7 protein-coding genes are annotated in these 12,486 nt (G+C 39.9%); 3 read left to right on the forward strand and 4 right to left on the reverse strand.

Annotated elements, in window-relative coordinates:
- Positions 1–228: 228 nt before the first annotated feature.
- From ACRD64_RS22770 to ACRD64_RS22780, 3 genes are all read right to left on the reverse strand, one after another.
- Positions 229–2,661 carry a TonB-dependent receptor gene (locus tag ACRD64_RS22770; RefSeq protein ID WP_430936452.1) on the reverse strand — a complete coding sequence of 811 codons (2,433 nt, stop codon included), beginning with the start codon at positions 2,659–2,661 and terminating at the stop codon, positions 229–231.
- 177 nt (positions 2,662–2,838) lie between these two features.
- Entirely contained in the window at positions 2,839–3,195 is a 357-nt protein-coding gene (locus ACRD64_RS22775; RefSeq protein WP_430936454.1) for a hypothetical protein, read from the reverse strand.
- A 199-nt stretch (positions 3,196–3,394) separates the two neighbouring features.
- Positions 3,395–3,742, reverse strand: coding sequence for a translation initiation factor (locus tag ACRD64_RS22780; protein ID WP_430936456.1), 348 nt, complete (start codon positions 3,740–3,742; stop codon positions 3,395–3,397).
- Positions 3,743–3,974: 232 nt separating this feature from the next.
- On the opposite strand from ACRD64_RS22780, the gene ACRD64_RS22785 reads away from it, so the two are divergent.
- From ACRD64_RS22785 to ACRD64_RS22795, 3 genes are read left to right on the forward strand one after another with little or no spacing between them, the layout of a single operon-like run.
- Complete coding sequence (locus ACRD64_RS22785; protein WP_430936458.1) at positions 3,975–4,817, forward strand: sulfide/dihydroorotate dehydrogenase-like FAD/NAD-binding protein; 843 nt, start codon at positions 3,975–3,977, stop codon at positions 4,815–4,817.
- 41 nt (positions 4,818–4,858) lie between these two features.
- Complete coding sequence (gltA, locus tag ACRD64_RS22790) at positions 4,859–6,334, forward strand: NADPH-dependent glutamate synthase (RefSeq protein ID WP_430936460.1); 1,476 nt, start codon at positions 4,859–4,861, stop codon at positions 6,332–6,334.
- 23 nt (positions 6,335–6,357) lie between these two features.
- Positions 6,358–7,362, forward strand: a complete 1,005-nt coding sequence (locus ACRD64_RS22795; RefSeq protein ID WP_430936462.1) for a dihydroorotate dehydrogenase-like protein — start codon at positions 6,358–6,360, stop codon at positions 7,360–7,362.
- A gap of 1,062 nt (positions 7,363–8,424) precedes the next feature.
- On the opposite strand, the gene ACRD64_RS22800 is transcribed toward ACRD64_RS22795, so the two are convergent.
- Positions 8,425–12,423 (reverse strand): response regulator, encoded by a 3,999-nt coding sequence (locus ACRD64_RS22800; protein WP_430936464.1) that lies wholly within the window; start codon positions 12,421–12,423, stop codon positions 8,425–8,427.
- Positions 12,424–12,486: the final 63 nt, after the last annotated feature.

Raw genomic sequence — 12,486 nt, forward strand, 5'->3', positions numbered from 1 at the left:
GCTGTAAATCCCCAACAGTAAACAAATATCGTACATCTCCGATAAAAATCTATGACCTACTTGGTAGTGGGGATACAATTAAAAAGGTATTCTGCAAAATAAACAGAAGGGAGTAACACAGAATGTTATTCCCTTTTTTTATTAGGATACCTGTTGGATTTTAGCACAAATAAAGGGCTCCATGTAACACGAAGCCCTAATTTATGCTCGAATTACGAAAATTGTTTACTACAATAAGTTTCCTATTTTTACTCCAACGTAAATGCTCCTAGGTAAACCAGGGCCGTAAATATAGCCGGGGTCTCTATTTATTCCAGAATCAAAGTCATCCTGATAAGAGTTAAAGATATTCCTTAAGCCGGCATTCAGGCTAATATCAAATCCTTTGGCAGCCTTAATAATATATTCTCCTTTGATACCCACGTCAAAGAAGTCTTTGGAATCCCTAAATTCTCCCTGAAGAATTACATCCCCATTGTTGTCTTCAACATAAGCAGCATCGGGCCCAAAATACTCAAGTTTCATCGAGCCGCAATAAGTGCCGTTTAGAGAAAGCGTAAAGTTGTTAAACGGATCTGCATTAAACGTAAAGTAACCATACTGGTTTGGTGTTCTCAGAAATTTTTTGGTAAAGTTACCGACACCCGATTCCTGGGCTTCGTCGTATTCGCTGGTCTGAATGGTATAGCCCAGATCGATATTCCATTTGGTGGAAGGATAATATCTGGCTTCTAAATTAATTCCTTTAACTACTGCATCTCCACCGTTAACCCTTGTATAAGTAACCACCCCTTGCTCGTCCGGTTCGCTTTGCTCATTGGCAAAGGCGTCTGTCAAATGCGTATAGAACCCTTCTGCCATGAATTCAAATTCTGCCGACCCTATTTGAGTTTGGTAGTCTAAAGAAGCCATTAAACTATTGCTGGTTTCCTGTTTTAGGTTATCTCCGTTCTCATGAACAACCTTTCTGTTTCCTGCAATTTCAATATGTAAATCTTCATCAAATATCTGTGGTGCTCTGTATCCGTTGGAATAGCTCCCCCTTAACTGCAAATGCTCGGTTGGTTTATACAAAAGGTTCAAACGAGGGCTGACAACAGTGTTAGATAAGTCTGCATGACCGTCTTCCTCGTTGTTCTTTATATTGTAGTGGTCAACCCTTACACCTGCCGATAAAGTCACTTTCAACATTTCATAATCATATTGACCAAAGGCTCCCCAGGTATTTACGTTTTGATCCGAAATTGTTACTTCATTATAAAAAGTACCATCATGATCGGTATAAGCCAATTTTTTATCTTTTAAGTTGCTCCCTACGTTTTCAATACCTGTAATATAACTGTGTCTGCCTACGCCTCCTTTAAATTGAGCCCCGTAGGAGTATGAAAAGTCTTCCGTCTCCCCATATGCGCTTAAGTCAGGTGTTCCATCCAGAAGTTGGTCGGGATCGTCCATTGGACGTGTAAAAATGTAACCATCCTCATAAGAACGAGCCCCGTAATAAGTCCATCTATCCACATGCTGAGCAGATCCATAAACGGACAGTTGTCCGCTGTTCTCACCAACAAAGCGTGTGAAATTAATGCCCCCGGTATTGATGTTGTGTTCGACAGATTCGGCTATGTTGGCCAAATGTTCAGGTACATCCAGCATATCTCCGCCGCGACGGTCCTCTTCAATGTGGAAATAATCCAGCGTAATCTTGTTTCTGTAACCAAATCGTTGATAGATGCTGGTTCCGATGGTATAGTTATTAATTTCCGCTAGCTCGGTGAATGTGTCGTCGTTGGCATCGTAAGCCTCTCTATTTCTATGGGTAGCATAAATGTTGGCCCCTGTATTTTTACTTTTGGAAACGAGTGAAGCATTCAGATTGATATTTAAATCATGGCTTGGGTTTTCGTCAATACCAATTATTCCGCTGTTGATACTCGCCTCATAGGAGTTGCTGACAGCCTCTTTGGTGATGAGGTTGATGGTTCCCGCAATGGCGTTACTTCCATAGAGTGCTGAACCTCCACCTTTCACCACCTCAATTTGTTGAATCATATTGGCAGGGATCATCTCTAATCCGTAAACACTGGCCAATCCGCTAAAAATGGGGCGACCATTAACGAGTATTTGCGAGTATGAACCCTCCATTCCATTCATGCGCACTTGATTGGCTCCGCAATTCTGGCAGTTGTTCTCCATCCTTAGACCAGTCGTGTAATTAAGCCCTTCGCTTAAGGTAACGGCCTGTACTTGGGTAAGTTGCTTTGGTGTCATGGTATTTACGATCATCGAAGCATCTATTCTTTTCTTTTGGGTTTTGTCCGCAGTAACTACTACCTGTTCCAACCCTAATACATCCTCCTCAAGATTAATGTCAATATTTAGTGGGATCGCTTCGGAAAAATGAATAGTTACCTCTTTTGTTTTATGTCCAACTGATTTAATAACCAATGTATGTTCTCCTTCGGGTAACTCTTCAAAGAAGAATCTGCCATCAAGATTCGAGGCTGATCCTATGGTACTTGATTTTAACTGAACCGTTGCAAATGGAACAGGCTCTCCGGAGGCAGTGATTTCTCCTTGTAAAGGAGGTGTTTTGTCGCTGGCAAATAGATTTAAGCTGATTAGGAAAAGGGCAAGTGTTATTGTGTATTTTACTTTTAGCATGGCTTGTTGAGAATATATATGCAAATGAACAGATAAACAGACATACCCTGAGGGATGCCACCTTGATTTTAAAGTGGTACACCTTATATGTCGATCTATCCGAAGATTAAAAAGAATGGTAAAATGTCCCTAAATAGAATTGAAAGAAGTTATCGGTTAGGGACAAACAGAAGCATTTTATGCCATTGGTGGGCCGCGCCAGGGAGAATGGTTGTAAAACTTAGCCTGATAACTGCCCTTTGAAAGAACAGATGTTTTTCTGTCTATAATCCTGCATAGGGACTTGAGTGTTATTCCCTCGAAGTTATTTAAATACGTAAGTGTGGTTGAAAATACATAGTTGGTGGAGCTCCCGCAATCTGAACTGCTGTGTGAATGTTCTCCTCCCTGTGAATGATGAAAATGAATAAGGATTTGGTTATTGCCAAGGAAGTGGGCGTGCAGTCCGTTTCCTAAATTGAGCGTCAGCCCAATGTTTAGGAACAGCACCAAGGCCAAAAATCCCGTCGACAATATTTGATGTATCCGTTTCATTTTTATTGTACGGTACAAAAATGGTTGTTTCCACACTTATGTCCAATCCCTATTAATGGGGGTTTTGTTTTTAAACCAGATTTTACCTTACGATCATTTTTATGAAATGATTTATGTTTTGATGAGATTATAATCCGAAAGATATTGGTTACTCGGCGATAAGTTTTAAAAAACTATTGACAGAAGACTGACGACTGATTCACCCTCCGGCTTTCTTGGCTTTATAACCCGCTTTAATCAATAAGTCCATCACCTTGTCCCTAAAGTCGCCCTGGATAAGTATTTCGCCATCTTTTACCGTTCCACCAACACCACACTTTGATTTAAGCTCCTTGCCCAAATCTTTTAAATCGGCATCATCTCCAACAAATCCAGTAATTAGCGTTACGGCTTTTCCCTTGCGTTGTTTCTTATCCAGGATTACCCTTAGGTTCTGCTGCTGGGGCGGAAGTGTTTCTTCATTTTGTTCTTCATGATAATCGTATTCAAAATCGTTATTGGTTGAAAATACGATGCCCTCTCTACTGTTTTTATTCTTCTTAGCCATATTTTGGTATTTATAAGGCAAAAATAAAATTTAAAATTGTATTAAGTCATGTTATATGTTGATTCGGTTGAATAAATTGCAGTTTTAATTCAGTAATTTCCGTAAAAACTCTGAATTTTGTCATACTTTTGTACCGTTTTTCCAGGAGCTATGCGAATAACAAGTGATAATCTTTCATGGTGTTTGGGAAAACTTAATACAAATAGGAATTAAGCATTACCTTTTAAACTCAATGTATAAAGTTGTTGATAAAACGTTTTTTTCGGATAACGTTGTAAAAATTGAAGTAGAGGCCCCCAGGATAGCCAAGGCAAGAAGGGCGGGGCATTTCGTGATTGTAAAGATTGGCAAAAAAGGCGAGCGTTTCCCGTTGACCATTGCAGGAGCGGACAGAGATAAAGGCACAATCACTTTGGTGGTGCAGACTGTTGGTGTTTCCTCGCGAAAATTAGCGGCGCTTAAGGTGGGGGAGTATATTACCGATTTGGTAGGGCCGTTAGGGCAAGCTACACATATCGAAAATAAAGGTACCATATTAGCTTGTGGTGGCGGGGTAGGTGTCGCACCGCTTTTGCCTATTGTGGAAGCCTACAAAAAAGCCGGTAACCGGGTGATTACGGTTATTGCTGCCAGAACCAAAGATTTAATTATCCTGGAAGATCAAATAAAAGAATTCTCGGATGAGTTGATTGTGATGACCGATGACGGTTCATATGGACGAAAAGGATTGGTAACCGAAGGGATGGAAGCAGCAATAAGTAAAGAAAAAATTGATGAAGCCATGATAATTGGTCCGGCCATTATGATGAAGTTTGCCGCTTTGACCACAAAGAAATACCATATTCCAACTTTGGTAAGCCTGAACACAATTATGGTTGATGGTACAGGTATGTGTGGTGCCTGTAGGATTACCATTGGGGGTAAAACAAAATTTGTATGTGTTGATGGACCGGAGTTTGATGCGCATCAGGTAGATTTTGATGAGATGTTGTTGCGCTTGAATGGCTATAAAGAGATTGAAAAGTCAGCGGAAAGCACATACCTAAAAGAAAACAAAGACGACTTTCAGATTTAACCGCCGGGGTTAGGTTCAATAATAAAGAGTAAGATTCCAATATGGAAGATAGAGATAGCTACTTGAAATCGGAACGTGCCCAGCAATGGCGCGAAGATTTAAGAAAAAAGTTAAAAAATAAAGAACGTACCCAGCTAGCAAGGGTTAAAATGAACGAGGTGGATGCCCATGAGCGCATTCAATCGTATGTAGAGGTAAATTCGGGTTTAAACGTGGAACAGGCGCAGAAGGAAGCCAGTCGTTGTATCGATTGTGCTAATCCAACTTGTATTACCGGCTGTCCTGTCGAAATTAATATTCCAAAGTTTATTAAGCGAATAGAACAGGGCGAGTTTCTTGAAGCTGCCAAAGTGTTGAAAGAAACCAGCACGTTGCCAGCCGTATGTGGTCGCGTTTGCCCGCAGGAGAAGCAATGTGAGGCCCAGTGTTTTTATACCCAAAAACTGAAGAAAGAACCGGTGGCCATTGGTCATCTGGAGCGTTTTGCTGCAGATTATGAACGTGAGTCAGGCCAGATATCTATTCCTGAAACCAAGGAGAAGAATGGTATTCAAGTGGCGTGTATTGGTTCCGGGCCGGCAGGGTTGACGTTTGCCGGGGAGATGGCCAAAAAAGGGTATGACGTAACGGTATTTGAAGCCTTGCACGAAATAGGGGGGGTATTGAAATATGGAATCCCTGAATTCAGGTTGCCCAATAATATTGTAGATGTTGAAATCGATGCCCTAAAAAAGATGGGTGTAAAGTTCGAAACCAATTTTATAGTAGGGAAGACTGCTACGATCGAAGATTTGAAAGAAGAAGGATTTCGGGCGTTCTTTACGGGAAGTGGAGCGGGACTGCCCCGTTTCATGGGGATTCCGGGGGAGAACTATATCGGGATATTAAGTTCCAACGAATATCTCACCCGAATCAATCTGATGCACGCGGCCGAACAAGATACGGATACCCCTGTGGTAAGCGGCAAAAAAGTGATGGTGATCGGTGGCGGAAACACAGCCATGGATTCGGTGCGCACAGCAAAAAGGTTGGGGGCAGAAAGGGCTATGATCGTGTACCGTAGAAGCATGGCCGAAATGCCGGCCAGGGTGGAGGAGATTGAGCATGCCAAAGAGGAAGGTATTGAATTTATGACCTTGACGAATCCAATAGAGTATTTTGCTGATGACAATGGGCGTGTCAACAAGGTAAGGGTTCAGAAGATGGAATTGGGAGAGCCTGATGCCAGCGGACGAAGAAGACCGATACCAATTGAAGGTTCGGAGGAGATAATTGAGGTAGAAACGGTGGTGGTGAGTGTAGGGGTTTCACCTAACCCCATTATACCCGACTCGTTACCGGAGTTAAAGACCACCAAATGGGGAACCATTGAAGTAGATCAGGATAAGTTGCAATCATCCATTCCTGAAATGTTTGCGGGAGGAGATATTGTTAGAGGAGGTGCAACGGTGATTTTAGCCATGGGCGATGGTCGCAGGGCCGCTCAATCGATGGACGAATACCTTAAAAACAAATAAAAAGTTTATTTTTGATTTCTGTTATGAAGATACTCGAGACAAAATATATGGGGCTTCGCCTCAAGAATCCAATTATTGCAGGAAGCTGTGGGTTGACATCTACCGTTGAAGGAATAAAAAGATTGGCAGATAGCGGTGTTGCGGCGGTAGTGCTTAAATCCGTATTTGAAGAAGAAATCATTAAAGAGCACGAAGAAACCTTGAAAAATGATTTGGGCGCCTTCGAAAATAATATGGAATTTCTGGATTATTTCGATTATCAGCTGAAAGATGATGTGCTCAAGAAAATGGCCTTGGTCATAGAAGAAGCCAAAAAAGTAGTGGACATCCCTATTATTGGTAGTTTGAATTGCGCCACTTCCGGCGAATGGTTCTCCTATGCCAGACAACTGGAAAAAGCAGGGGTGGACGCCTTGGAATTAAATGTGTTTAAACTTCCTTTCGATATGGGGATGCAAGCCGATGAGCAGGAAAAACTTTATCTTTCGATCCTTGAAAAGGTTAAGCAATATGTAAAAATTCCGGTAGCTATTAAAATAGCACCATATTCGTCGAACCTGGCTGCTATGGTAAAAAAGCTGGAGGAAGGTGGTGCAGATGCCGTTACCATGTTCAACCGTTTTTACAATGTCGATTTTGATATTATGACGGATGAGGTAAAAGCAGGTAATCCTTATTCCTCTGGTCAGGATTACTACAATACATTGCGCTGGGTTTCTATTCTGTCGGGCAAGGTGAATTGTGATTTATCTGCCAGCACCGGGATCCATTCGGCCGAAACGGCCATAAAAATGTTGATGGCCGGAGCCACAACGGTTCAGTTGGTTTCAAAGCTTTACAAAGATGGCGCTGGTTCAGTAGCCGGTATCCTTAAAAACATGGAGCTATGGATGGACAAAAGAGGTTATTTAAGTATTGATGAATTTCGGGGTAGTGTTCATCATGAACCCAAAGAAAATTCTGAACGTTTCGAACGTGTTCAGTTTATGAAATACTTTTCCGGGCATAATCCGCAGCAGATTCTTTAGTCATAAGGTTTGAAGCAACATCCCGGCGCATGCCATTTAATTCTTACCGGAGGTCATTTGTAATGTTTTCTGTGCGGGATAAGTCGGAAAATTCCGAGTACAAGCTATCGGCATTGTACCCAGCGCTAATTTCATAGCCAAAATGGTATAATATAAATATTACCGAAGCATGACTCAACAACTTAAGTGATTTAGAAGTAAGATTAGATTACTATAAATGTGAATAGCCGGGAGAATATTTCCGGCTTTTTTGTTTGCATAGGTTTAAGAATGGTTTTTTTGATGATGACTAAGTGTTTCGATGCGTAACTTTTTGAGCATACCGTTCCCACTCGGATGCCCCTTACATTTTAATTATATCATTAATTACATCAGGCAGGATATGATATATCCTGTCGGACCCGATGTGTCTGCCTGCCTTTTTTTATGGCGTTGCCGGTGTGTATGCCCAGACAAATCCATAGTATCTCATAGTACTTGGTCCATGCACCTATGCGATTTAAGCGATAGTGTTACTTGTCTTTTCCAAAGCTTCCTTCCAACCTGGTTGCCCGTTCCTTTGTGATTGTTTTTGCGATCTGTTTATGTACGGCCATGTGCTTTCCGGGTCTTTCTTTTATGGCAAAATCGCTTTTGATGTTGTTTTACGCGGCAAACGTCCGGTTTTTGTTGGTGGCAATTATGGCATCGGCACCGGCAATCCCGGTCTTGGTTTTTGGGAAGCATACTTAGCCCGCAATATGCATTAGAAAATCTATTACACATTGAAATTGTTTCAAAACAAGACACTTCGCTGCATCACTTTAACTCACCAGAGCGGTGCTCCCGAAAGTAATCGGTACAAGTTATACCTCGTTTCAGCAACTCTTTGTTTTATCGTTTTTTAAATACTCATTACGTACCTCTAATACATAATCCAGGCTTAATTACTATTCGGAAAATATGAAATCCCGTTTTATATATATAGTTATATTGAAATATTATCAAGGAGATAATGTGCTTATGGCTATGCCTTGAATTAGCGTCGTGCTCATTGATCTCTCCGAATCTCCGGGGTAAAAACTACTTGTATTCGGAAGGATTGGAGCCAAAATACGCTTTAAATTTGGTGCGAAAATGCGCCGTACTCTGAAATCCTACTTCAAGTGCTATTTGCTGAATGTTGAGCTCCTTTTTTTGCAGGAGTTCTGCCGCTTTGTGCAACCTGATTTTCCGAACATAATCAGCAGCGTTTTCTCCACTTAAACCTTTAAACTTTCTATAAAAAGTAGAGCGGCTCATATTCATTTTTTCGCTTAAAACCTCAGTGGTAAAATTAGGGTTGCCAATATTTTTGTTGATAAGAGTATTGGTTTTTTTCCAAAACTGAACATCGTTTTTACTAAACGCCGATTTATCGACTTTTGCCATTGTTTTCGTTTCGATAGGAGCCTGCTGCCATTTTTCCCTATTGCTCATTAGCGCTTGTACACGTGCTTTTAAAACCTGTTTTTCAAATGGCTTTTCTATATAGTCATCTATTCCTAACTGGAATCCCTCCACACGAGTCAGTGCATCTGTTTTAGCGCTAAGAAGAATAAAAGGGATTTTAGCTGTAACAACATTGGCTTTTACTTTTTTACAAAAAGTAATTCCATCCATTTGGGGCATGGTTATATCAGAAATAATTAGATCCGGAATTATGTCTTCCAGTTTTTGCAGGGCATGCACTCCATTTTCGGCGCACGACACCAAATAATCCTCGGATAATATCTGTTGTAAAAATCCGCTAAGTTCAGCATCATCCTCAACCAAAAGGATTCTTTTGTCCGAAATATTCATTGAAACGGGCAATGGAGTTACTACCTCGGTATTTTCTGTTAGGGGCAATGGGGCTGGTAAGCGGTTCGATATATCTAGTTGGTCGAAGTGCTCTTTGCCTTTGTTAAACTGAGCCGTAAATACCGATCCCTTTCCTTTTTCTGAGGTAACAGAAAGTATTCCCAACTGCATCTCGGTAAGCCCTTTGGCCAAAGTTAGACCAATACCATGACCTGATTCATGGCTGTTCTTGCTTCGGAAGAAACGGTTAAACACTTGAGATAACTCGTCTTTAGAAATGCCAATGCCAAAATCAGTAACCTTAATCTCAAAGTGTTGCTCACTTTCATGTGTTGATATAATAATCGGATTGTTTTCGGGTGTATATTTAATGGCATTTGAAATCAGGTTAAACAGAATTTTTTCTGTTTTATCAACATCAAGCCAAACAGAGATACGGTTTACATTCGGTTCATACCTTAAATCGATATTTTTTTGTTGGGCTAGTTTCTGGAACGATTCAACAATATCACCGACAAAAGCATTTAATTCAAAATTTGACACCTCGAGTTTTAATTGATCTTGATCCAGTTTTCTGAATTCGATAAGCTGGTTCACTAAACGGAGCAAGCGTAACGCATTATTTCTAATTACTTTTTTTAAGGTAACCGATTTCGAATCCTCCAATTCTTCGAGATGTCCCAGGATAAGCGTTAATGGGGTTCGGAACTCGTGAGAGATATTTGTAAAGAACCTCAGTTTTGCCTCGTCTGCTTCGTGCAGTTTTTGCGACATCTTTTGTATCTCGCTGCTTTTTCTGACTATATCCTTGGTTTGCTCATCTACCTTTTGTTTAAGTAGTTTGTTGCGTTGGTGAATACGGTAAACACGCCATCTGTATAAGGTAAGCAGCAATAAAAAGATAATGCCGAGAATAGTTAATCGAAACCAGTTTTTTTGCCAAAACGGAGGCTTGATAACAATAATTATTTCTTTGGGGGCAGACCAGTTTTCGTCAGAACCTGTAACAGATAAAACAAACTTGTATTTTCCGGGCAACACATTGGTGAATGAAGCCATTCGGTTTTTTCCATCCTCCCAATTATCCTGCCAATTCACTAATTTATATCTGAATTTATTGGAGTTTGGGAGGTCAAAAGGTACAGCATTAAAATCAAAGGAAAATGTATTCTCGAAATGATTTAATAAAATGGTATTGGTTTGATTGATATGCTCAGATAAAAGCTCTCTTTTATTGATAATCTCATTGGTTTTTACGATGGTATTGTTCAAGCTGAAATTTTTAATAACGGGGCTAACAGCCTCGTTATTGGATTGAATCATTTTGGGGTCAAAATATATTACCCCGTTATAACCACCATAATATATGGTTCCATCTTTGGATTGAAAGGAGGCGTCGTCCATAAAAAAATCGCTTTTCAGGTAGGTGGAAAACCTTTTTGTTTGCGTATTAAATTTACTGATTCCTCTGTTCGTACTAATCCATAGGTTATCGTCTGAATCCGAATTTAAACTGTAAACTATATTATTGGATAGGCCGTGTTCTTCGTAGTAGATTTCCTCTACTTTATTGCTTTTGGTATTAAAACGATTTAAGCCATTGTTCGACCCTACCCATAAATCATCTCCAACTTTAATTAAGCTATATATTTTGTGGTTGCTAAGTCCAACAGACAGGGTATTGAAATATGTAATTTCTTTTGTTGTTATATTAACTTTTACAATTCCGGAATTGTCAAGACCCAGCCAAACTATGTCGCCATCAAGCTCAATATCCCTGATGTTGCTTGAAACTTTGGCAGTTTGTTCGTAATCAAATATCAATTCTGAATTGTTTTTCAGATTGAGTATTCCAAGTCTTGAGCCTACTCCGATGGCTACATTACCATTTTTAAATTCTTTGATAGAATAACTTCGGTTGTTCCATTTATTACTAAAATAACGATTGATGTGCTCCAACGTTTTTGTCTTTCTGTTATAAATACAGAATCCGTTTAACATTCCTACCCAAATATTTTCCAGTTTATCCTCGAAAATGGTTCTAACACTTAACAGTTTCCTGTTATTACCATTTTCATCCACATAAGAATCTATCAATGTTTGATTTCCGTTTTGATGGATAATACCCAAGCCTGTTCTGTCAAAGCCTACCCAATATTCGTTGCCGGAACTTGCCCATATCGCTCTCACAAGGTCTATTTCTTTGTCGGAAGATGCATTGCGCTTCCAGTTAAAATGTTTAAAACTGTTTTTGCGTTTACCAATAAAGTTAACTCCATGCTTTGTTGTACCCACCCAGATATTTCCGGCCTTGTCCATTTTTATATTGGAAACATTGTAACCATGGAAAGAATTGGGATCGTTGGAATTGTACTCATAATTTTGACAAATCATTTCGGTAGGAGTCAACTCAAATCTGATCAGACCATTGTTTCCACCTACCCATATTTTATCTGAATCGGTGAATATGGGAGGATTCTTCTTTATTGGAGGACAATCTTTTATGCTGCCATATAAATACCTTTCTGTGCGCTTAGTTAACAGATCGTTATAAAAGGCTATCCCATCGTTATGTAGAGCCACCGTTTGGTTTTTGTTACATGATAGGGCATTGGTAGGTTCGGTAATACGTTTTTGCGGATAAAAAGAGGAGTCTTTGCCAAAAACCATTTCAATAACACCAAAGTCTCCATAGGCAGCTATATTCCCACTAGGAATGTTGGCAATATCTAAAATTTGTGTTTTGGGAAGAGGCGTAACCAATGAGCTGTCTTTCGGATTAAATCCAATAATTTTCGAGGATGTTTTGAACCAGAGCCAACCTTGGATATCTATCTTAACGTTATTAAACTGCTTTGCAGAATAAGGACGAAACAAAGAGTCATGGTAATGTATGAATTCTTGTTTCAGCCCATCGTATTTGTTTAATCCGCCATCTATGGTTACTATCCAGGTATTGCCTTCATCGTCACAGGTTAAATTAATACAATAACTGCCTGTTAAACTTCCTTTTTTATTTAAACTGGGCTTAAATACTTCAAACGAATAACCATTATACCGGTTTAAACCATCAAGAGTACCTATCCATACATAGCCATTGGCGTCAATGTCCATACAGAATGCGCTGTTCTGAGAAAGCCCATCATTAATATCCAGATGGTCAAATCGGATATTCTGACCCGGTATATTTGTCCCAATTAAGAATAATATTGGTACGATTAACAGACGGATTTGATTCATTTAATTTGTTTAAGGTGTAAATCTATAAAAAACATTTGAAATGATTATATGACACAAAACCAT

This window comes from Saccharicrinis sp. 156 (assembly GCF_050589685.1).
Lineage (GTDB): Bacteria > Bacteroidota > Bacteroidia > Bacteroidales > Marinilabiliaceae > Saccharicrinis.

Coding starts and splice junctions, on each gene's coding strand:
- ACRD64_RS22770 (WP_430936452.1), bottom strand. CDS start 2,661: ATGCTAAAAGTAAAATACACAATAACACTTGCCCTTTTCCTAATCAGC.
- ACRD64_RS22795 (WP_430936462.1), top strand. CDS start 6,358: ATGAAGATACTCGAGACAAAATATATGGGGCTTCGCCTCAAGAATCCA.
- ACRD64_RS22785 (WP_430936458.1), top strand. CDS start 3,975: ATGTATAAAGTTGTTGATAAAACGTTTTTTTCGGATAACGTTGTAAAA.
- ACRD64_RS22775 (WP_430936454.1), bottom strand. CDS start 3,195: ATGAAACGGATACATCAAATATTGTCGACGGGATTTTTGGCCTTGGTG.
- ACRD64_RS22800 (WP_430936464.1), bottom strand. CDS start 12,423: ATGAATCAAATCCGTCTGTTAATCGTACCAATATTATTCTTAATTGGG.
- gltA (WP_430936460.1), top strand. CDS start 4,859: ATGGAAGATAGAGATAGCTACTTGAAATCGGAACGTGCCCAGCAATGG.
- ACRD64_RS22780 (WP_430936456.1), bottom strand. CDS start 3,742: ATGGCTAAGAAGAATAAAAACAGTAGAGAGGGCATCGTATTTTCAACC.